Below are 20,521 nucleotides of genomic sequence, written 5' to 3' on the forward strand. Positions count from 1 at the left end.
TCCAGCGTGGGGTCAGCCTGGGGGTCACAGTCCCAGCTCTCTCAGCTTCTCGCGGTTGGCCGCCTGATCGGCGATGTTCCGCTCAACCGACCGGCGGCCCGGCAGGGTGTCCTGCTCGATGATGACCCAGCCCTGGTAGCCGATCTCGTCGAGCACGCGGACGACGCCGGGCAGGTCCAGCTCGCCCTCGCCCAGCGGCGCGAACCCGCCGCGGCCCATGAGCTCGCGCAGGTCCACGCCGTCGGCGAGGGCTTGGCCGAGTATCGCGGTGTCGCCGTCCTTGATGTGCACATGGCCGACCCGGGCCGACCAGTCGCGTAGCGCGGTCACCGGGTCGCCACCGGCCAGCAGCAGGTGGCCGGTGTCGAGGCAGAGCTCCACGTCGGTCAGCTCCAGCAGCCGTTCGACGTCCTCGGGCGTCTCGACGTACGTGCCCAGGTGATGGTGGAAGGCGGGCTCGAAGCCGCGCTCCCGGCAGCGGTCGGCCGCGATCTGCACCCGGGAGGCGTAACCGGGCCAGTCGGCGGCGGCCAGCCCCGGAGCGTTCCCGCCCGGCCTGGCGAACCTGGCCGGAGAGCCCGAGCAGCCGAGCGTGGGCCGCGGCGCCAGGTGCTCGGGAGCGGCCGGAGCGGCGGCGAACACGTCGAGCGTCGCCTCCAGCGCGACCAGCCCCTTCTCGAACTCCGCGGGGTCGCTGTAGCGCAGGTCGGCCCAGCCGCCGGCGAGCAGCAGCCCGTCGAGCCGCTTCACCAGGTCCGCGCCGGTGCCCAGGTAGCCGATGGGTCCCAGGTCGATGCCCGCGTAGCCGGCGTCGGCGAGCGCGCGGACCATCCGGTCGGCGCTCAGCGGCGGCGGCGCGTCGGCCAGCTCGAACACGCCGAAACTCACGGGGGCGTTGGCGACTTGTATCACTCGCATAGGGCCATTACCTCGTTCTCATACGTTTCCAGGCGATGCCGTCCTTCTCCCACGGGAACCACTACCCGCTCACCGCGGATGACCTGGCGATCGCCCCCGGGGCACACCAGGACGAGGCCGTCGGCGTCGAGCGCGAGCAGTTCGTCGCCCAGCCTGAGCAGCAGCGGCTCGCCGGGGCCCGCGGAGATCGCGGTACGGCCCGCCGCGACTGCATCGAAGATCGTGCTGGTGTCCTCGGCCAGGACCCAGGTGGTGGGCGCGCCCGGCAGGCCGTCGTCGCCGATCCGGTGGAAGTCGCTGGCGCCGATCGCGACCAGGTCGGGGTGCCAGGCGTCGGCCCAGGCCAGGGGCGCGCCCCAGCGCCGGTCCCACCAGCCGGAGTGCCAAACCTCGGCGATCCGCGGCCGTTCGGCCACCGGCTGGAGCCAGGCGCAGTCGCCACCGAGCGGGTGGTTGATCGAGATCAGCCCGCCCTCGCGCGCGGCGTGCCTGACCCAGGAGTCGGCGGGCCGCCGGAAGTCCACCCAGCCGACGTCGCCGAACACGTTGGCGTGCCCCCGGTCGGTGGTGACCTCCTGGCCGGGTAGCAGCGCGATGCCGCGGTCGTTCCCGAGCCAGGGGTGGTGGCTGACGGTGTTGTGGTCGGTGACGACCAGGAAGTCGAGGCCGCGGCCCTTGGCCAGCTCGGCCAGCTCGGGGATGGTCAGCACCCCGTCACTGTGGACGGTGTGGGCGTGGAAGTCGCCCGCGAACCAGCGCAGGCCGTCGACGCCGGGCAGGTCGCGGGGCGGCGGCCGTTCCCCGTGCGGCGGCTCCTCGACCACCGGCCGCGGCGGCACGGTGGGCTCGGTGCGGATCTCCAGCGTGAAGTCGAGGCCCTGCGGCGGCACCCGGTGCAGCCGCAGCCACACCTGCCACGTCCCCACCGGCAGCTCACCGGGCAGGTAGCCGGGCGTCGCCCAGTCGGTGGTGATCGTGTACTCGTCGCGCGCGCCACCCGACCAGCCGCGGAACCCCTCCGGCGAGCCGCACCCGAGGTCGAGCACCCCTTGCGACCGGTCGAAGCTCAGCCGCACGGTCAGCGCGGCGGTGCCGGCGGGCACCTCGAAGGGCACCTCGCGCAGGATCCGCTCCAGCCGGTCGTCCAGGCTCCAGTGGCCGCGGATCAGGGTCATGCCGACACCAGCTCGCCGTCGCGGTAGACCAGGGCCCGGTCGCGGCGGGGCGTCGCGAAGCCGTCGACGCCCAGCTCGGGCTCGTCGCCCTCGGGCACGACCGCCTGGACGAGCACGTCGCCGACCTCCAGCGTCACCAGGTGGGACGCGCCCAGGTTCTCCACGATGGCCACCTTTCCGCCCAGCGAGCCCTCGGCGGGCTCGGCCGAGTAGGTGTTGTACTCGGGCCGCACGCCGTACACGATCCGCTCGCCGTCGACCAGTAAGCCCTCGGCCGAGACGGGGACCGGCACCTTGCACCCGGCCACCTCCAGCGTGTCACCGCGGACGGTCCCGTCGAGCAGGTTCATCGGCGTCGAGCCGATGAAAGCGGCGACGAAGGTGTTGGCGGGCCGCTGGAACACCTCGGCCGGTGTGCCGATCTGGCGGATATGCCCGGCCTCCATGACCGCCATCCGGTCGGCCATGGCCAGGGCCTCGGCCTGGTCGTGGGTGACGAAGACGGTGGTGACGCCGAGCTCGCGCTGGAGCTTCTTCAGGAACGTACGGGCCTCCAGCCGGAGCCGGGCGTCGAGGTTCGACAGCGGCTCGTCGAACAGGAACGCCTTCGCCTGCGTCGCCATGACGCGGGCCAGCGCGACCCGCTGCTGCTGGCCGCCGGACAGCTGGCCGGGCCGCCGGTCCATGAGCTGGTCCAGGCCCAGCCGGGTGCCGACCTCCAGGGCCTTCCGCTGCCGGTCGGCCCTGGCGACCTTCTTGATGCGCAGCGGGTAGGCGATGTTGTCGGTGACGTCCATGTGCGGGAACAGCGCGTAGTCCTGGAAGACCATCGCGATGTCCCGCCCGCCCGGCTGGACGCCGGTGACGTCGCGGTCACCGATGACGACGGCGCCGCCGGTGGCGGTCTCCAGCCCGGCGATCGTGCGCAGCAGCGTGGTCTTGCCGCAGCCGGACGGGCCGAGCAGGGCGAAGAACTCGCCGTCGGGGATGGCCAGGTCGAGCGAGTCGAGCGCTTTGACTCCCCCGGGGTAGACCTTGGTCAGTCCTCGCAGTTCGATTGCGGCCATCAGCGCTTGATCCCTCCGTGGAAGCGGAAGCCGTACTTCTTGCTGACGAACAGGTACATGAGCACCACAGGGACCGAATAGAGCAGGCCGAACGTGGACAGCAGGGTGAGGTTGGCCTGGCCGCCCTCGGTGTACAGCGTGTACATGATGACTGCCGCGGGCTGCTTCTCGACATCGCTCAGCAGCAGGTACGGCATCAGGAAGTTGCCCCACACGTTGGCCACGGCCCACACCGCGATCGTCGCCAGCCCCGGCCGTACCAGGGGGACGACCACGTGGCGGACGATCTGCAGCGGCGAGGCCCCGAAGACCCGCGCCGACTCCTCGTACGACTTCGGCGTCGAGTCCATGAAGTCCTTGAGCATGAAGATCGCCGCGGGCAGCAGGCCGCCGCTCAGGATGAGGATCAGCCCGAACTGCGAGTCGATCAGGTTCAGCTCGACGGCCAGCTGGAACAGCGGCACCATCGCGGCCGTGCCGGTGATGATCGAGGACAGCAGCAGCAGCGCGTAGAGCAGCGCGTCGCGTCCCGGCAGCCGCACCCGGCTCAGCGCGTACGCGGCCAGCGCCGCGAAGAGCACCACGAGCAGGGCGGTGCCGACCGCCAGCACCAGCGAGTTCAGCAGGGACGGAAGCGCGTACGGGTGCTCCAGGATCGCCGTGAAGTTGTCCATCGTGAAGTCGGGCACCCGGACCTCGTAGGTGGGGTCCGAGGTGAACGGCGCGGCGGCCAGCCACAGCAAGGGGATGGTGAAGAAGGCCAGCAGCACCGCGATCAGCGTGTAGAAGCCGATCCGGCCCAGCACGAACCGCGTCATTTCTTACTCCTGAGCAGGCGCAGGTAGAACACCGCCACGACCAGGTTGATCAGCAGGATCACCGTGGAGACGGCGGCGCCGTAGCCCAGCTCCTGGCCCAGCAGCGCGACCTTGTAGACGTGGACGGCCAGCACCTCGGTCTGACCGTCGGGCCCGCCCGCGGTGAGCATGAACGGGGTGAAGTCGTTGAACGTCCACAGGCTGATCAGCAGGAGGTTCGTCAGGATGTGCCCCCTGATGTGGGGGAACACCACGTCACGTAATTGCTGCCAGCCGGAGGCCCCGGCCAGGCGAGCGCTCTCCAGGTGCGAGGGCGGCACGTTCCCGAGGGCGGCGCCGTACAGCATCATCGAGAACGCGGCGCCGCGCCAGGTGTTGAAGACCACGATCGACAGCATCGGGTGGTCGAGCAGCGGCGCGAAGCCCGGCAGGTGGAGCAGCGCCTGGAGCGTGCCGCCGTCGCGGTCGAGCAGCGCCACCCACAGGAACGAGACCACGGCGCTGGGCAGGATCCAGGCCAGGATGACCAGGCCCTCGACGGCCCGCTTGAGCGGCCCGGTGCGATCACGCATCAGCCAGGCGATCGTGAACCCGAGCACGACCTGGCCGATGACGGCCGAGCCGAGCACGAACTGGACGGTCAGCCAGGTGGAGTCCCAGAACGCGGGATCGGAGACCGCCTTGACGAAGTTGTCGAAGCCGACGAGCTTGGGCTCGGCGGCGGCGGTGCCCGTGAGGCGGTAGTTGGTGAGGCCGAGGTAGAGGACCCAGAGCGCGGGGAAGACCAGGAACACCGCGATCAGCGCCAGCGCGGGCGCCACGAAGGCGCCCGCTCTCAGCCTGCCCAGGCCCGCCGCGTCCGAGCTGTAGCGGCGGGCCGGCACGTCGTCGATGACCTCAGGAGGCGATGTTGCCTGCGCCACCGACGATTCCTTCGAGCTTCTTCTGGTAGTCGGCGGCGGCCTGGTCGGGTGCCGTGCCCCCGACGACGGCGGCCGTGGCCTCCTGGAGCGCGGCCGACACCTGCGGGTAGACGGCGACCGGCGGCCGGTAGGCCGTCAGCGGCAGCACCTTCTCCGAGATGAACGTCAGCAGCGGCTCCCCGGCGAGGATCTCCTTGTTGACGTCCGTCCGCGGGGTGATGCGCACGTTGCCGTTCTTGGTCTCCTCTTTCAGCCCTTCCGGCGAGAGCGTGAAGGCCAGCAGGTCGAAGGCCTCCTTCGGATGCTTGCTGTTGGGGTTGACGGTACGCAGCGCGCCGCCCGACATGCTGACGAAGTCCTGGCCGCGCAGGCCCTTGCCCGGCTCCATGGCCGGGATCATGGCGTAGCCCACGGTCTGGTCGCGGTCGGCCATCTTGGCCACGCCGGTCTGGGGGTTGACGACGCCGCGCCAGAAGTAGTCGCCCTCCATCAGGATGCCGATCTTGCCGCCGGCGAACTGCTGGAAGGACTTGTCGCGGCCCTTGGCCTCCTGCTGGAGCTTGGGGTCGCCGAGGCCGCTACCGCCGTAGATCTTCTGGTAGAGGCCGAGCGCGTCCTTGAGCGGCTGGGAGGCGCCGGTCCACTTGCCGTCCTTCTGGACCTCACCGCCCGCGCCCGCCAGCAGCGGGAGCACGCCCTGCATCGAGGTGGCCTCGCCCATCGCGGTGCCCGCGTTGATCTGGATCGGCACCGGGACGCCCGACGACTTCAGCTTGGTGCCGGCGTCGAGGATCTCCTGCCAGCTCTTCGGCTGCCAGTCGGCCGGCAGGCCCGCCTTCTGGAAGAGCGTCTTGTTGAAGTAGAGCACCCGGCCGTCCGTGCCGACAGGCAGCGCGTACTTCTTGCCGTTGAAGGTGGCCAGCCCCTGAACCGACTCGGGGATCTGCTGCCAGCCGTCCCAGCTGTCCGCGCTCGCCCCGACGACGTCGGACAGCGGCTTGATGTAGCCCGCCTCGGCGAACTCACCGGCCCAGATGCCGTCGATGTCGATCACGTCCGCGCCCTTGCCCGACTTCAGGTCGAGGGAGAGCTTGGTCTTGTACTGCTCGTCGTCGACACCGCTGGGGACGAACTTGACCTTGACGTCCTTCCCCTTCGCCTTCTCGGCCGCCTCGAACTTGGGGACGACCCAGTTGGCGAGGAAGTCGGCCGCCGCCGCGTTCTTGCCGCCGGCGATGGCGTTCTGCGCGATGGTTAACTCGATCGTGTCACCGCCTCCGGACGACTGGCCGCACGCGGCGAGCCCCAGCGTGGACACGGCAAGGACCGCGACCACGCCTACCGACCTATTCCGCAATCCCATGCAAACCCTCCGGAACGTCCTAAAGGCACGACGGTGGCCAATATGTCATGACATCCAGATGACGTAAAGGTCTGCCGATATTTCGCCCATGTGTCCACATGCTGCATCTTTATTACGAGGAGGTCTCGGCGACGATCCGTCTTGGGCGACCCGCCCATTGGGGGATTCGGTCGGGGCGCAATTCCCGACATAGCGGACATCCGAATGTCATGACAATATGCCTTAGTAGGCAATAAGGCTCCGTCTCTGGAGGTGCGTTGTACGACCTGATCACGATCGGCCGCTCCGGTGTCGACATCTATCCCCTGCAGACCGGCGTGGGGCTGGCCCACGTCGAGACCTTCGGTAAATTCCTCGGCGGGAGCCCGACAAACGTCTCGGTCGCGGCCGCCCGCCACGGACTGCGCGCCGCGGTGATCACCGCGGTGGGCGCCGACCCCTTCGGAGAGTTCGTCCGGCAGGCGATCCGCGGGTTCGGCGTGGACGACTCCTTCGTGGCCACCGTCGACGGTCCCCCGACGCCTGTCACGTTCTGCGAGATCTTCCCGCCTGACGACTTCCCGCTCTACTTCTACCGGGGCGAGCATCCGCCGGACCTGCAACTGACCGCCGAGTCGCTGGACCTGGCCGCGATCCGCGAGGCGAAGCTGTTCTGGTTCACCGGCACCGGTCTGAGCCAGGAGCCGAGCCGCGCCGCGCACGCCGCCGCGCTGGCCGCGCGCACGTCCGGCTGGACCGTGTTCGACCTGGACCACCGCCCGATGCTCTGGGAGTCGCCCGAGGCCTCCCAGGAGGCGGTACGCCAGGCGCTCCCGCACGCCAACGTCGCCGTCGGCAACCTCGACGAGGTGGAGAACGCGGTCGGCACCCGCGACCCGGAGGCGGCCGCGCAGGCGCTGCTCGACGCCGGGATGCGCGTCGCGATCGTCAAGATGGGCCCGCACGGGGTGCTGGCCCGCAGCAAGGACGAGTACGCCGTGGTGGAGCCGGTCAAGATCGACGTGGTGAACGGCATCGGCGCGGGCGACGCGTTCGGCGGCGCCGTGTGCCTGGGGCTGCTCCACGGCTGGCCGCTGGAGCGTACGGTCCGTTTCGCCAACGCGGCCGGCGCCTTCGTGGCCGCCCGCCTGGCCTGCGCCGACGCGATGCCCACGACTGACGAGGTGCTGGCACTCCTATGAGCGACATCACGCTGCCCCGAGCCGCCCGCTACGCCCACCTGACCGACATCCGGGCCACCAGGCCGGAGGAGATCGAACGCGCCGCCGCCCGGCGGCAGCGGCGCGGACTGCCGAGCGAGGGCGAGCGCCTGCTGATCATCGCGGCCGACCATCCGGCCCGCGGCTCGCTGGGCGTCCGCGACCGGCCGCTGGCCATGGCCAGCCGCACCGACCTGCTCGACCGGCTCCAGACGGCGCTGGCCAGGCCCGGCGTCGATGGCATCCTGGCCTCCCCCGACGTCTTGGAGGACCTGCTGCTGCTCGGCGCGCTGGAGGACAAGCTGGCCTTCGGCTCGATGAACCGGGGCGGCCTGCAGGGCTCGGTGTTCGAACTGGACGACCGGTTCACCGGTTTCGACGCGGCCTCCATCGACGCCATGCGCCTCGACGGCGGCAAGATGCTCTGCCGCATCGACCCGGCCGACCACGCGACGGTCACCACGCTGGAGTCGTGCGCCCGCGCGGTCAGCGACCTGGCCCGCAGGCGGCTGCTGGCGATGGTCGAGCCGTTCTGGTCGGCGCGCACGGAGACGGGTGTCCTGCGCAACGACCTGTCGCCCGACGCGGTCATCAGGTCGATCAGCGTCTGCCAGGCGCTCGGCAGCACCTCCGCCTACACCTGGCTGAAGATCCCCGTGGTCGCCGAGATGGAACGCGTCATGGCCGCCACCACGCTGCCCGCGCTGCTGCTCGGCGGCGACCCGCCCGACGTCGACGCGGCCTACGCGGGCTGGGGTCGCGCGCTGCGCCTGCCAGGCGTGCGCGGGCTCGTCATCGGCCGCGCGCTGCTCTACCCTCCGGACGACGACGTCGCCGGCGCCGTGGACGGTGCGGCCGCCCTGGTTCGAGAGGTTCGCTCATGACATACCTTCCGTACGGCAAGGCCGCCAGCGGGTCGTGGTCGGTGGAGATCACGCCTTCCCTGGCCGGTTGGACCTACTCGGGACTGCGCGTGGCCCACCTCGGCGGCGACCCGGTCTCCTTCTCCACCGGCGAGGAGGAGATGCTGGTCCTGCCGCTGTCGGGCTCGTGCACGGTGACGTGCGGTGCCTCACAGTTCGAGCTGACAGGGCGCGCGTCGGTGTTCGCCGGGCCTTCCGATTTCGCCTATATCCCGATTTCTTCGGACGTGACGGTGGAGGGGTCGGGACGCATCGCGTTCCCCTCCGCTCGGGCGACCCGGCAGTTGGCTCCGCGGTACGTCCCGGCCTCGGAAGTGCCGGTCGAGATCCGCGGCGCGGGCCAGGCCAGCCGCCAGGTGAACAACTTCTGCGCTCCCGGCGTCTTCGAGTGCGACAAGCTCGTGGCCGTGGAGGTGCTCACGCCCGGCGGCAACTGGTCGTCCTATCCCCCGCACAAGCACGACACCCTCCACGAGGGCGAAGCCGTGCTGGAGGAGATCTACTATTTCGAGGTGGCCGACGACGGCCTCGGCTACCAGCGCGTCTACTCCTCCGAGCGGGGCCAGATCGACACGCTGGCCGAGGTCTCGTCCGGTGACGTGGTGCTGGTGCCCTATGGCTACCACGGCCCGTCGATGGCCGCGCCCGGCTACGACCTGTACTACCTGAACGTCCTGGCCGGTCCCGCCGACGAGCGGTCGATGGCGTTCTGCGACGACCCCCGGCACGCCTGGATCCGCTCCTCCTGGGAAGGCCAGGACATCGACCCGCGACTGCCGTTCGGGAGGACCTCATGACCCGCCTGACCGTGGCGCAGGCCGTGGTGCGCTTCCTGGCCCGGCAGTGGAGCGAGCGCGACGGCGTCGAGCACCGGCTGTTCGGCGGCTGCTTCGGCATCTTCGGCCACGGCAACGTGGCCGGGCTCGGCCAGGCGCTGGCCACCTCGACCGAGGACCTGCCCTACCGCCTGAGCCGCAACGAACAGGCGATGGTGCACACGGCCGCCGCCTACGCCCGGGCCAGCAACCGGCTGTCCACCCTGGCCTGCACCACCTCGATCGGGCCCGGCGCGACCAACATGATCACCGGCGCGGCGGGCGCGACGATCAACCGCCTGCCCGTGCTGCTGCTGCCCGGCGACGTGTTCTCCACCCGGGTCGCCAATCCGGTGCTCCAGGAGCTCGAAGACCCCCGCTCCTACGACATCTCGGTCAACGACTGCTTCAAGCCGGTCTCGCGCTACTGGGACCGGATCAACCGGGCCGAACAGCTCCCGTCGGCGCTGCTGGCCGCCATGCGGGTGCTCACCGACCCGGCCGACACGGGCGCGGTGACGCTGGCGCTGCCCCAGGACGTCCAGGCCGAGGCGTACGACTGGCCGGAGGAGCTGTTCGAACGCCGCCTCTGGCACGTGCCGCGACCCCGCCCCGAGCGGGCGGCCCTGACGCGGGCAGCCGAGCTGATCAAGGCCGCGAGCCGCCCGCTGATCATCGCCGGTGGCGGGGTGATCTACAGCGAGGCCACGGCCGAGCTGCGGACCTTCGCCGAGACGTATGGCATCCCGGTCGCCGAGACACAGGCGGGCAAGGGCGCGCTGCCGTACGGGCATCCGCTCGCGATGGGCGCGGTCGGCGCGACCGGCACCACCGCGGCCAACGCGCTGGCCCGCGAGGCCGACCTGATCATCGGCGTCGGCACCCGCTACAGCGACTTCACCACGGCCTCCCGGACGCTCTTCGCGGCCGAGACGCGGTTCGTCAACCTGAACATCACCGGCTTCGACGCGGCCAAGCTCTCGGGGCTCCAGGTGGTGGCCGACGCCCGCGAGGGCCTGACCGAGCTGGCCGGGGCCTGCGCGGGCTGGAGCACCACGGAGTCCTACCGCTCGCGCGCCGCCGAACTGTCGGCCGCCTGGGACGCGGTGGTGGACGAGGCGTACGCGCTGGACGGCCGGCCGATGCCGCAGTCGGCCGTGATCGGCGCGGTCAACGCCGCGGCCGGCGACGACGGCGTGGTGGTCTGCGCGGCCGGCTCGATGCCCGGCGACCTGCACAAGCTCTGGCGGCCGAGCGGTCCGGGCAGCTATCACGTGGAGTACGGCTACTCCTGCATGGGCTACGAGATCGCCGGCGGGCTGGGCGTCAAGATGGCCGTCCCCGACCGCGAGGTCTTCGTCATGGTGGGTGACGGCTCCTACCTGATGATGGCGCAGGAACTGGTCACGGCCGTCGCCGAAGGCGTCAAGCTGATCGTGGTGCTGGTGGACAACTCCGGCTTCGCCTCGATCGGCCGCCTTTCGGAGAGCGTCGGCGCCGAACGGCTCGGCACCTCCTACGCCTACCGGGGCGCCGGCCGCTACGACGGCGCCGGACTGCCGGTGGACCTCGCCACGAACGCGGCCAGCCTCGGCGCCACGGTGCTGCGGCCCGACACGCTGACCGACTTCCGCAAGGCGCTGGAGGCGGCCCGCGCGGCCGAGGAGACGACCGTCGTCTACGTCCGGGCCGACCCCCTGCTGGACAGCCCGTCGTCGGAGGCGTGGTGGGACGTCCCGGTCGCCGAGGTCTCGGCCGCGCCGGAAGGCGGTACGCTCCGCGCTTCGTACGAGTCGGAGAAGAACGCCCAGAAGCCGCACATCACACCCGGCTGACCAGTTGGCCGGAGATCGCCATGCCGCATGATGGGAGGCATGAAATGGGTAACGTTCGACTGTTTCGGCACGCTCATCGACTGGCGGCACGGCATCTCCACCAGCGCCGAGCTGGTGGCTCCCGGCCAGGGAGAACGGCTGCTGGCGGCCTACATCCGGCACGAGGCCGTGGTCCAGGAGGAGTCGCCCGGCCTGCGCTACCGCAGGGTGCTGGCGGAGGCGCTGCGCCGGGCGTGCGCTCAGGAGGGCGTGGCGCTCGGCGATGACGACCTCTCGGTGCTGGCCGCCACGATCCCGTACTGGCCGGCCTTTCCCGAGGTGGGCGCGGAGCTGTCGGCGCTGCGGGCGGCCGGCTGGAACCTGGCGCTGCTCACCAACTGCGACCGGGACCTCATCGGCGAGACGCAGCGGCGGCTGCCGGTGCCGTTCGACGCGGTGGTGACCGCCGAGGACGTGGGCGCCTACAAGCCGGCCGACGCGCACTTCGACCGGTTCAGGCGGGCGCACGCGCCCGACCCGTGGGTGCACGTGGCGCAGAGCTACATGCACGACATGGAGCCGGCGCACCGGCTGGGCATCCGCCGGGTCTGGATCAACCGGCAGGCCGAACGGCCGAAGGACCCGTCCATCCTGCAGGAGGTGCTACCCGACCTGCACGGGCTGCTGTCCGTCGTGGAGAAGGCCGCCCGCTGAGCCGGGCGCGCCGGCCACCGGATCAGGCGCGTTGTTCCAGGACGTCGGCGATGCTGGCCAGGAACGAGTCGACGTCCGCGATCAGGTAGCCGGGCCGCAGCAGCACGGTCGAGAACTTCGCCTCGCGGACGTTCTTGGCCGTCACCGGGTAGTCGGTGGTGCCGCGCAGCGTGGCCACGATCCGGTCCAGGAAGGCGTCGATCTCGTCCTCGTTGTAGCCCGTGCCCATCCGCCCGGGCCGGAAGGCCACCCGCTCCACCCGCGCCGCCTGCGCCTCGAACCACTCCTCGCGCAGCATCTCACCGGTCGGCTCGGTCATGGCCAGCCGTACGGGACTCTTGGCCCGCGTCTCCAGCGCCACCACGAACGCCTCCAACGCGAAGTCCACCGCGGTCTCCTGATAGCCGCCGCGCTTGGCCCGGAACGTCGCCCCGCGCACGTCGTCGGCCGTGACCTGCGCTAATTCGCGCGGCCCCCGGCCCAACGTCGCCTCGATCCGCCCGATCAGGGCGTCGACCTCGACTGGGTCATAGCCTGAACGCATGCCCATGACGCGTGGAAAGCGGTTCAAGCTCACTCCTTCTGCGGTGTGCTGGGGTTGCTCATATTGTGGGGCTCTTTACGCCGACAATGCGAACTGAGATATACCGTTTCTGAACCATGCAATTGACCAAGGTCTCTTTCCGTTATCGAAGACGTGACCCTTCCGTCATGCGAGACGTGGACGCGCACCTCGATCACGGCGACGTGATCGAGGTCGCCGGCGTCAACGGCGCGGGCAAGTCCACGCTCCTCCGCCTGCTTGCCGGGCTCACCCGGCCCTCCTCGGGCACGATCACCGAGCGTCCTACGGTGGTCGGCTTCGCCCCCGACCGCTTCCCGATGGAGCAGCCCTTCACGGTCTCCGGTTATCTGCGCCACATGTCCCGCGTACGCGGCGGCGCGAGATGGGAGCCCTGGGCGGAGCGCCTCGGCATGGCCCACCTGCTCGGCCTGCGGCTGAGCGAGTTATCGAAGGGCAGCGCCCACAAGGTCGGGCTGACCCAGGCGCTGATGTGCGGCCCCGGCCTGCTCATCCTGGACGAGCCGTTCGCGGGGCTCGACGCCGACACCCGCGAGGCGCTCCCGTCCATCGTCACAGAACTCTCCGAGGGCGGCGCCATCGTGGTGGTCAGCGACCACCAGGGCGGCCTGCGCCACCTTCCCTCCATCCGGCACTGGACCGTGGTGGACGGCAGGGTGAAGGAGGGCACGGTGGGGCAGCGGGCGACCGTACGGGTGGATCTGCCGGTGGACGAGGTCCGGTCGTTCATCGCCAGGATGCGTGACGAGGGCTACCGGGTGCACGACATCGTCACCGAGGAGCAGCCATGATCGCTTTGACCGTGTTCCGCGTCGCCGCCTATGTCCGGTCGCACCGCGTCTACCAGGCGCTGCTGTTCCTGCTCGTGCTGGTCGCGATCGTCTACGGCAGCCGCGCGCCCAAGGGCGCCGAGACCTCCGTCCTCACGGACGGCGTGGTGCTGGCGATCCCGATCCTGGCCTGGTCCAGCAGGAGCCTGCTCGACACCGAGCCCGACCAGCAGCGGGCCCTGTCGGAGATCAGCGTGGGCGGGCGGCTGCGCGAGCTGGGCGCGGGTCTGCTCGCGGCGCTCGTGACGTCGCTGGTGCTGGTGGCGCTGACCCTGGGCTGGGGGCTGGCGCTGGGCGTCAGCGCCGCCCCGGCGCCCGGGGAGTTCGCCGCCGTCCTGACGTTGTCCGGCATCGCCGCGCTGGCCGGCGTCGTGTTCGGCGCGCTCACCAGCCGGGTGATCCTGCGCTCCCCCGCGATCTCCATCATCGCGCTGCTGCTGGGCTTCCTGGCCATGCTGGTGGTCAGCGCCTCGCCCTTGTACTGGCTCACGATCCCTCTCGTCGGCTGGATGAAGTCCGCGAACGCCGCCGAGCTGACAGCCCGGCTGCCCGAGCTCGCGGCCATCTCGCTGGTTTGGTGCCTGCTCGGCCTGGCCTGCTACGCCTGGCTGCGCCGTACCAGACCCTGAAAAAACCCTCAGGGAACGTCACACGCGCCTCTTTGAACCACTAGGTTAGTGAGCACTCACCCACCTATGAGGAGCAGGCGTCATGAAGGTGATCTGTGTCGGCGACAGCATCACGCGTGGTCAGGTCAGCGGAAACTATGTGAAACTGCTGGAGTCCAGGCTGACGGACAGCACTGTGCTCAACGCGGGCGTCAACTACGACGTCTCCGCACATGTGCTCGACCGGCTCTCCGAGGTCGTCGACCAGGACCCCGACGTGGTCACCGTGCTCATCGGCACCAACGACGCCACCGCCACACTCGGCGAGCGGACCGCCCAGAAGCTACGCGACCGGTGGAAGCTCACCGAAGACCCGACCCCCGACGGATACGCCGCGAACCTCGCCGCCATCGCCACCCGGCTCAAGGACGAGACGCGGGCACGGATCGCGCTGATCTCCCCGCCGGTGCTCGGGGAGGACCTCGACTCCGTGGCGCTGCGGCGGACCTCGGAGTTCGGGGAGATCGTGCGCAAGGTCGCGGCCGAGCAGTTCGTGACGTACCTTCCGCTCAACGAGCAGATGGTTGCGTACCTGGAGAAGACGGACCACGCGCCGCGCGTCCACTACCGGCCGGACAGCCTGCTCGCGCCTACCGCCGCGATGCAGCACTTCTTTCTCGGGCGCGGCTTCGACGCGATCGCCAAGAGCCGCGGCCTGCTGCTGACCACCGACACCGTCCACCTGAACAGCCGGGGCGCCGGCATGATCGCGGACCTGATCGAGGGGTTCGTCCGCGCTTCCTGAGCTTGTTTATTCGGCGGCGGCGAGCTGGCCGCAGGCGCCGTCGATCTCGCGGCCGCGGGTGTCGCGGACGGTCACCGGCACGCCGTGGAATTCGAGCCGGCGCACGAACGCCCGCTCGTCCTCCGGCCGGGAGGCGGTCCACTTGGAGCCGGGCGTCGGGTTGAGCGGGATCAGGTTGACGTGCACCAGCTTGTTGCGTACGAGCTTGCCGAGCAGGTCGGCCCGCCACTCCTGGTCGTTGATGTCCTTGATCAGCGCGTACTCGATCGAGACCCGCCGCTTGGTCTTGGCCGCGTACGCCCAGGCGGCGTCGAGCACCTCCGCCACCTTCCAGCGCGTGTTGATCGGCACCAGCGTGTCGCGCAGCTCGTCGTCGGGCGCGTGCAGGGACAGCGCGAGCGTCACCGGCAGGCCCTCGTCGGCCAGCTTGGCGATGGCGGGCACCAGGCCGACCGTGGAGACCGTGACGCCGCGCGCCGAGATGCCGAGACCGTGCGGGGCGGGCTCCACCATGCGGCGCACGGCCCCGATGACCTGCTTGTAGTTGGCCAGCGGCTCGCCCATGCCCATGAAGACCACATTGTTCACCCGGCCGGGGCCGCCGGGCACATCGCCCGCCGCCAGCGCGCGGGCGCCGGAGACCACCTGCTCGACGATCTCGGCGGTGGACATGTTGCGGGTCAGCCCGGCCTGGCCCGTCGCGCAGAACGGGCAGTTCATGCCGCAGCCGGCCTGCGACGACACGCAGATCGTCGCCCGGTCGGGATAACGCATGAGCACCGACTCGACCAGCGCGCCGTCGAAGAGCCGCCACAGCGTCTTGCGGGTCGTGCCGCCGTCGGTGGTCAGCTCCTTGACCGGGGTGAGCAGCGACGGCAGCAGCACCGACAGCTTGTCGCGGGCCGCCGCGGGCAGGTCGGTCATCGCGTGCACGTCGGCGTTGAGGCGCTCGAAGTAGTGGCGGGAGAGCTGGTCGGCGCGGAACGCCTTCTCGCCGAGCTCGGCAACCGCGGCACGCCGGTCAGGCATGGACAGGTCCGCCAGGTGCCGAGCCGGCTTGGCCCTGCGCGGCGCGACGAAGGTGAGCTGACCTGGCTGCTGGGACACGTTTCTGCCTTTGCTTGGGTGGTTACCGACCAGGGTAGTGAACGCTCGGCTCCCAAGTGACATTCCATGAGGGAGCTCCCGGTGGCGGTAGCCCTCGCATGAGGGTGGGGGCCGATCTAGAGTGCATCTCGTATGGCGATTTTCCGGTCGGCGTCTGGCGAGGGGCAGACCGAGGTCGTCCTCACCGCCGGCAACCCGTACGGCAGCCGAACGCTCGTGGTCGAGCGGGACGAGGACGCCTCGGTAGCTTACCTGTGCTCGCCCGACGGCGCCGTGCACGGCGCCGTGTGGCTGGCCAACCACCGTCCCGCGCCCCCGGTCGTCGATCTGGCCCGGCTCAACTCCGGGCTGCCGCCGCTCATGCCCAGGGCCAACACCACCCACCCGGCCGGGCGCCGCCCGCTCGGGCAGCTCACCGCGCTGTGGTTCGAGGAGGGCGACGGGGTCGCGGTTTACGAGGACGACGATCTGCTGGCGGTCATCCCCGGGTGGGCCGACATGAGCAGGGGCATGCCCGGCTACGCCCGTGACGCCGTGGGTGAGACGCCGTTCGCCTGGGCGCTGTCCGAGGCGCTCGAAGGGCTGCGGCCGCGTATCGCCAACGCCAGATCGTACTGGCGGTGGCGGTATGGGGATGGGTCGTGGGCGTCGTTCCAGCAGTTCGTCATGGGGCATCTGGAGCGGGCGCTCGGGCCCGCGGGCCGCTACTGGGACGCGAGCGGGGAGCGGTTGCCGGCCATCGGCATCACCGAGCGGCCGCCGTACGGGCATCGGGAGTTCACGGTGCTGTCAACGGTCGGGATGAGCTGCCAGCGGATGCCCACCGTGGAGCAGTGGATCGACCGGCCGGGCGCGTACGCCCGGATCGAGCTGGCCGTGGCGACCCGCGAGGATCCGCGCGAGGCGGCGCTGCTGCTCGTGTGGCTGTCGCAGTATCCGTGGCACTCGGTCACGTGGCTGGGGCACGGGCACACGGCCAAGTGGTATCACGAGCCGGCCACGTTCCCGCTGGGCCCGCAGTACTCGGGGGTGGTGATGATGGCCGACCCACCCGCCATGCCTGATTTATCAGGATTCACCTTCGGCGGCGAGACCGTCCGCTGGCTCTGGCTCCAGCCGGTCACCACCGAGGCGATGGAAGAACAACGCCACTAGCCGCGTCTTCCACACGTACCGCTTCGTCACCAGCGTCGCTCCCGCTCCCCAGAAGGACCCCAGCGATCCCCGCTTCGCTCCCGCGAAGGACCCCAGCGATCCCCGCCCCCCAGAAGGACCTCAGCGATCACCGCGCCTGCCCCCCAGAAGGCCTCAGCCGAAGTGCGGCGGAGGAGTGCGGAAACATGGGCCAGTCGTGATGACGCACGGAATACGGAACCAGAGCCAGACGGGCGCGGTCGCGTCACGAGCGGAGCGCGGCGGGCGAGGTATGTCAGAAGAACAGCGTCATCAGCAGCCAGACCGGCACCAGCGTGGTCACCAGCGAGTCGAGCCGGTCCATCAGTCCGCCGTGGCCAGGCAGGATCGAGCCCAGGTCCTTGATGCCGAGATCACGCTTGATCATCGACTCGATCAGGTCCCCAACGGTCGCCAACAGCGCCGCGAGCGCGCCGATCAGGGCGCCCTGCCAGAACTGCCCGCCCATGAGCCAGCTCACCAGCCAGGCTCCCACCACGACGCACGCGATGACGGACCCGGCCAGCCCCTCCCAGGTCTTTTTGGGGCTGATGACGGTCATCTGGTGCTTACCGAACAGCACACCCGCGATGTAGCCGCCGATGTCGCTGGCCACGGTCACCGCGATGAAGATGACCACCCGCTCCCGGCCGTCACCAGGCGCCAGCAGCAGCGCCGCGAACCCGGCCAGCAGCGGCGGATAGACCAGAATGAACACCGAGGCAGTCGCGTCACGTACGTATCCGTCGGTGCCGGCGCTGAACATCCGCCAGATCAGCAGCACGAACACGACCACCACGAACGCGCCGAGCAGCCAGACAGGCCCACCCCAGTAGGCACCGGCCAGCATCGCCGTCATGCCGCCCAGCACGGGCACGGTCGGCACCTTGATGCCGCGGCTGCCGAACGCCTGGGTCAGCTCCACCACCCCGACGCCCACGGCACCCACCAGCACCAGGAGAAAGAGCTCCTTGACGGTGTAGAGCGTGCCGATGACCAGCGCGCCCAACCCCACGCCCACCGCTATCGCGGCAGGGAGGTTCCGTCCGGTACGGCTGCCGCCGCTCGGGCTGGAGCCAGCCGTACGTTCTTCCACAGAGTCTCTTCCCTGGGCCTTCCCTGTGCCACGGCCCCCGCCATCGGGCGAGGGCCGTGCGGCGCGCCGCTCAGACCTCGAGCAGCTCGGTTTCCTTGTGCTTGAGCAGATCGTCGATCTTGGCGACATGCTTCTGGGTGATGTCGTCAAGCTCCTTCTCCGCGCGACGGACCTCGTCCTCGCCCGCCTCGCCATCCTTGATCATCTTGTCGAGGATCTCCTTGGCGGAGCGGCGGATGTTGCGCACGGACACCTTGGCGTGCTCGCCCTTGTTCCTGGCGACCTTGATGTACTCCTTGCGCCGGTCCTCCGACAGCTCGGGGAACGACACGCGGATCACCGCCCCGTCGTTGCCGGGGTTGACGCCCAGGTCGGAGTCACGGATCGCCTTCTCGATCGCAGACATCGAGCCCTTGTCGTAGGGCTGGATGATGATCATGCGGGCCTCGGGTACGTGGAACGAGGCCAACTGCTGGATCGGGGTCGGCGTGCCGTAGTACTCGGCATTGATCTTGTTGAACATCGAAGGGGTGACCCGGCCCGTCCGGATGCTCGCGAAGTCCTCCTTCGCGACCGCAACGGCCTTGTCCATCTTTTCCTCGGCTTCGAGGAGGGTTTCGTCGATCACAGCGGCTCCCTGTCTTCTAGCTGGCGATGTCGGGCGCACTCCCTCATTTGCCTGCGGGACTCACCAGCGTGCCGATTTTCTCACCACGGACCGCTCGCAGGATGTTGCCCTCGCCCATCAAGTCGAAGACGACGATCGGGAGGTCGTTGTCCTTGCACAGGCTGATCGCGGTGGCGTCCATGACCTGGAGGTCGCGGATCAGCACCTCGCCGTAGTCGAGGTGGTCGAACCTGACCGCGTCGGGATTCTTCCGCGGATCGGAGTCGTAGACCCCGTCAACCTGCGTACCCTTGAGCAGCGCCTCGGCGCCGATCTCCAGGGCGCGCTGGGACGCCGCGGTGTCGGTGGAGAAGAACGGCGAGCCGAGCCCGGCGCCGAAGATGACCACACGGCCCTTCTCCAGGTGCCTGATCGCGCGGCGCGGCAGGAACGGCTCGGCGACCTGCTGCATGGTGATGGCGGTCTGCACGCGGGTCTCGACACCCCGCCGCTCCAGGAAGTCCTGCAGCGCGAGACAGTTGATGACCGTGCCCAGCATGCCCATGTAGTCGGCGCGGGCGCGATCGATGCCCTGCTCGGACAGCGCCGCGCCGCGGAACATGTTGCCGCCGCCGACCACCACCGCCACCTGCACACCCTCGCGTACGGCCTCGGCGATCGAGTCGGCCAGGTGATCGACCACCAGCGGGTCGATCCCCAGCGGATCGCCACCGGCGAACGCCTCACCTGACAGCTTCAGCATGACCCGCTTCCACCGGAGCGGGCTCTGATATGAAGAAGCCGCCGACGTAGCTGGCTCCTGGTTCTCCTGCACGGCGGCGGCCTCCCTCTTAGGCGGTTCGATGGGCTGGAATTTCGTTCAAGCCTAAGCCTGGCCGACCTTGAAGCGAACGAAGGCCAGCACCTCGGTGCCATTCTCCTCGGCGTACTTGCCGACGGTCTTCTTGTTGTCCTTGACGAACGCCTGCTGGAGCAGGGTGAAGTCCTTGTACCAGCCGTTGACGCGGCCCTCGACGATCTTGCCGATGGCGGCCTCGGGCTTGCCCTCCTCGCGCGTCATCTCCTCGAAGAGCTTGCGCTCCTTGTCGACGACGTCGGCGGGCACGGACGCGGCGTTGAGGTACTGGGGGGCCATCGCGGCGGCGTGCTGCGCGATGTCCTTGGCGACCTCGGCGTTCGGCTTGTCCAGCTGGACCAGCACACCGACGGCCGGCGGCAGCGCCGGGTCGGTGCGGTGCATGTAGGCGCCGACGTAGCCGCCCTCCAGCACCGCGAAGCGGCGGATCTCGATCTTCTCGCCCAGCGCGACGTTGGCCTCGTCGAGGTGCTCCTTGACGGACTTACCGTCGAACGAAGACTCGAGCAGCGCCGCCACATCGGCCGGCTTGGTGGCCAGGGTGTGCGCGACGACCTGACCGGCCAGCTCCTGGAAGCGCTCGGCCTTGGCCACGAAGTCGGTCTCGCAGTTGAGCTCCAGCAGCGCCGCGGCGGAGTCGCCGTCCTGCTTGAGCGCGACCAGGCCGTTGGAGGCGGTGCGCGCCTCGCGCTTGCCCACGTCCTTGGCGCCCTTGAGGCGCAGCAGCTCGATGGCGCGGTCGATGTCGCCGTCAGCCTCTTCGAGCGCCTTCTTGCAGGACATCATGCCGGCAGCGGTGATCTCGCGAAGCCGCTTGACGTCGGCCATGTTCACGGAAGCCATTGCTTTTTCCTTGTGGGATTTCGTCGTGGATCGGGTGGTGTCGGCGATCCGGCGCCCACCCTATGGTTCGTACGGCCGGCGGCTGCCGTACAGGAGCTCGGGTTCTTACCGGGCACCAGCCCTGCCGTTCGCGGCCTTGCCCGGCTCTTCCGGCCCTGCCCGGCGGCGGGGTGTCCACCCCGCCGCCGGGCTCAGCCTCTGCGGTTGCGCTTGGCCGCGCTCGGCCTTTTGCTACGCACCCGCTCGTCGCCTCGGCTTTACCC

At 69.9% G+C, this 20,521-nt stretch carries 21 protein-coding genes; 9 read left to right on the forward strand and 12 right to left on the reverse strand.

Translation table 11 applies throughout. The features are described from left to right. Nucleotides 1-24 precede the first annotated feature (24 nt). Genes ACGFNP_RS17970 through ACGFNP_RS17995 form a run of 6 tightly spaced genes read right to left on the reverse strand, consistent with a single transcriptional unit; the run spans nucleotide 25 to nucleotide 6,264 of the window. On the reverse strand, nucleotides 25-918 hold the full coding sequence (locus ACGFNP_RS17970; protein WP_358317405.1) for a TIM barrel protein: 894 nt from the start codon (nucleotides 916-918) through the stop codon (nucleotides 25-27). After that, nucleotides 909-2,093 carry a CehA/McbA family metallohydrolase gene (locus tag ACGFNP_RS17975; protein ID WP_393319812.1) on the reverse strand — a complete coding sequence of 395 codons (1,185 nt, stop codon included), beginning with the start codon at nucleotides 2,091-2,093 and terminating at the stop codon, nucleotides 909-911. The genes ACGFNP_RS17970 and ACGFNP_RS17975 overlap by 10 nt, the downstream gene beginning before the upstream one ends. After that, nucleotides 2,090-3,160, reverse strand: coding sequence for an ABC transporter ATP-binding protein (locus tag ACGFNP_RS17980; protein WP_393319815.1), 1,071 nt, complete (start codon nucleotides 3,158-3,160; stop codon nucleotides 2,090-2,092). Before ACGFNP_RS17980 ends, ACGFNP_RS17975 begins: the two co-directional genes overlap by 4 nt. Then, complete coding sequence (locus ACGFNP_RS17985) at nucleotides 3,160-3,978, reverse strand: carbohydrate ABC transporter permease (protein WP_358317399.1); 819 nt, start codon at nucleotides 3,976-3,978, stop codon at nucleotides 3,160-3,162. The genes ACGFNP_RS17980 and ACGFNP_RS17985 overlap by 1 nt, the downstream gene beginning before the upstream one ends. Further along, nucleotides 3,975-4,901: a sugar ABC transporter permease gene (locus ACGFNP_RS17990; RefSeq protein ID WP_358317397.1), complete on the reverse strand. Its 927-nt coding sequence runs from the start codon at nucleotides 4,899-4,901 to the stop codon at nucleotides 3,975-3,977. Before ACGFNP_RS17990 ends, ACGFNP_RS17985 begins: the two co-directional genes overlap by 4 nt. Continuing rightward, a complete protein-coding gene (locus ACGFNP_RS17995; RefSeq protein WP_393319819.1) occupies nucleotides 4,876-6,264 on the reverse strand; it encodes an extracellular solute-binding protein in 1,389 nt (462 codons plus the stop codon). The genes ACGFNP_RS17990 and ACGFNP_RS17995 overlap by 26 nt, the downstream gene beginning before the upstream one ends. A 257-nt stretch (nucleotides 6,265-6,521) precedes the next feature. Between ACGFNP_RS17995 and iolC the strand changes: the two genes are divergently transcribed. From iolC to ACGFNP_RS18020, 5 genes are read left to right on the forward strand one after another with little or no spacing between them, the layout of a single operon-like run. After that, nucleotides 6,522-7,445, forward strand: coding sequence for a 5-dehydro-2-deoxygluconokinase (gene iolC / locus ACGFNP_RS18000; protein WP_358317393.1), 924 nt, complete (start codon nucleotides 6,522-6,524; stop codon nucleotides 7,443-7,445). Continuing rightward, a complete protein-coding gene (locus ACGFNP_RS18005; protein WP_393319823.1) occupies nucleotides 7,442-8,347 on the forward strand; it encodes a deoxyribose-phosphate aldolase in 906 nt (301 codons plus the stop codon). The genes iolC and ACGFNP_RS18005 overlap by 4 nt, the downstream gene beginning before the upstream one ends. Then, on the forward strand, nucleotides 8,344-9,183 hold the full coding sequence (iolB, locus tag ACGFNP_RS18010; protein ID WP_358317389.1) for a 5-deoxy-glucuronate isomerase: 840 nt from the start codon (nucleotides 8,344-8,346) through the stop codon (nucleotides 9,181-9,183). The genes ACGFNP_RS18005 and iolB overlap by 4 nt, the downstream gene beginning before the upstream one ends. After that, the gene (iolD, locus tag ACGFNP_RS18015) at nucleotides 9,180-11,036 is read left to right on the forward strand and encodes a 3D-(3,5/4)-trihydroxycyclohexane-1,2-dione acylhydrolase (decyclizing) (RefSeq protein WP_358317387.1); all 1,857 of its coding nucleotides are present in this window, start codon (nucleotides 9,180-9,182) and stop codon (nucleotides 11,034-11,036) included. Before iolB ends, iolD begins: the two co-directional genes overlap by 4 nt. Before the next feature lie 39 nt (nucleotides 11,037-11,075). Next, nucleotides 11,076-11,729, forward strand: coding sequence for an HAD family hydrolase (locus tag ACGFNP_RS18020; protein WP_358317385.1), 654 nt, complete (start codon nucleotides 11,076-11,078; stop codon nucleotides 11,727-11,729). Between the two features lie 22 nt (nucleotides 11,730-11,751). On the opposite strand, the gene ACGFNP_RS18025 is transcribed toward ACGFNP_RS18020, so the two are convergent. Further along, on the reverse strand, nucleotides 11,752-12,300 hold the full coding sequence (locus ACGFNP_RS18025; protein WP_393319827.1) for a DivIVA domain-containing protein: 549 nt from the start codon (nucleotides 12,298-12,300) through the stop codon (nucleotides 11,752-11,754). Between the two features lie 140 nt (nucleotides 12,301-12,440). On the opposite strand from ACGFNP_RS18025, the gene ACGFNP_RS18030 reads away from it, so the two are divergent. The 3 genes from ACGFNP_RS18030 to ACGFNP_RS18040 all read left to right on the forward strand — a co-directional run bounded on the left by ACGFNP_RS18030 (nucleotide 12,441) and on the right by ACGFNP_RS18040 (nucleotide 14,555). Continuing rightward, complete coding sequence (locus ACGFNP_RS18030; RefSeq protein ID WP_393319830.1) at nucleotides 12,441-13,103, forward strand: ATP-binding cassette domain-containing protein; 663 nt, start codon at nucleotides 12,441-12,443, stop codon at nucleotides 13,101-13,103. After that, nucleotides 13,100-13,771 carry a hypothetical protein gene (locus ACGFNP_RS18035; protein WP_358317379.1) on the forward strand — a complete coding sequence of 224 codons (672 nt, stop codon included), beginning with the start codon at nucleotides 13,100-13,102 and terminating at the stop codon, nucleotides 13,769-13,771. The genes ACGFNP_RS18030 and ACGFNP_RS18035 overlap by 4 nt, the downstream gene beginning before the upstream one ends. A gap of 82 nt (nucleotides 13,772-13,853) precedes the next feature. Next, nucleotides 13,854-14,555 (forward strand): SGNH/GDSL hydrolase family protein, encoded by a 702-nt coding sequence (locus tag ACGFNP_RS18040; RefSeq protein ID WP_393319834.1) that lies wholly within the window; start codon nucleotides 13,854-13,856, stop codon nucleotides 14,553-14,555. 6 nt (nucleotides 14,556-14,561) lie between these two features. Here the strand turns inward: ACGFNP_RS18040 and rlmN are convergent, their stop codons facing one another. Next, the gene (rlmN, locus tag ACGFNP_RS18045) at nucleotides 14,562-15,662 is read right to left on the reverse strand and encodes a 23S rRNA (adenine(2503)-C(2))-methyltransferase RlmN (protein WP_358317375.1); all 1,101 of its coding nucleotides are present in this window, start codon (nucleotides 15,660-15,662) and stop codon (nucleotides 14,562-14,564) included. Between the two features lie 132 nt (nucleotides 15,663-15,794). Between rlmN and ACGFNP_RS18050 the strand changes: the two genes are divergently transcribed. Next, entirely contained in the window at nucleotides 15,795-16,817 is a 1,023-nt protein-coding gene (locus ACGFNP_RS18050; RefSeq protein ID WP_358317373.1) for a suppressor of fused domain protein, read from the forward strand. Nucleotides 16,818-17,091: 274 nt separating this feature from the next. Here the strand turns inward: ACGFNP_RS18050 and ACGFNP_RS18055 are convergent, their stop codons facing one another. From ACGFNP_RS18055 to tsf, 4 genes are all read right to left on the reverse strand, one after another. Then, on the reverse strand, nucleotides 17,092-17,931 hold the full coding sequence (locus tag ACGFNP_RS18055) for a phosphatidate cytidylyltransferase (RefSeq protein WP_358317371.1): 840 nt from the start codon (nucleotides 17,929-17,931) through the stop codon (nucleotides 17,092-17,094). A 70-nt stretch (nucleotides 17,932-18,001) separates the two neighbouring features. Beyond that, nucleotides 18,002-18,559 carry a ribosome recycling factor gene (gene frr, locus ACGFNP_RS18060; protein ID WP_358317369.1) on the reverse strand — a complete coding sequence of 186 codons (558 nt, stop codon included), beginning with the start codon at nucleotides 18,557-18,559 and terminating at the stop codon, nucleotides 18,002-18,004. Between the two features lie 43 nt (nucleotides 18,560-18,602). Beyond that, complete coding sequence (pyrH, locus tag ACGFNP_RS18065) at nucleotides 18,603-19,301, reverse strand: UMP kinase (RefSeq protein WP_217709034.1); 699 nt, start codon at nucleotides 19,299-19,301, stop codon at nucleotides 18,603-18,605. A 123-nt stretch (nucleotides 19,302-19,424) separates the two neighbouring features. Further along, entirely contained in the window at nucleotides 19,425-20,258 is an 834-nt protein-coding gene (gene tsf / locus ACGFNP_RS18070; RefSeq protein ID WP_358317367.1) for a translation elongation factor Ts, read from the reverse strand. Between the last annotated feature and the right edge of the window lie 263 nt (nucleotides 20,259-20,521).

The sequence above is a fragment of the Nonomuraea sp. NPDC049269 genome (assembly GCF_043197155.1).
In the GTDB taxonomy this organism is placed as follows: Bacteria; Actinomycetota; Actinomycetes; order Streptosporangiales; family Streptosporangiaceae; genus Nonomuraea.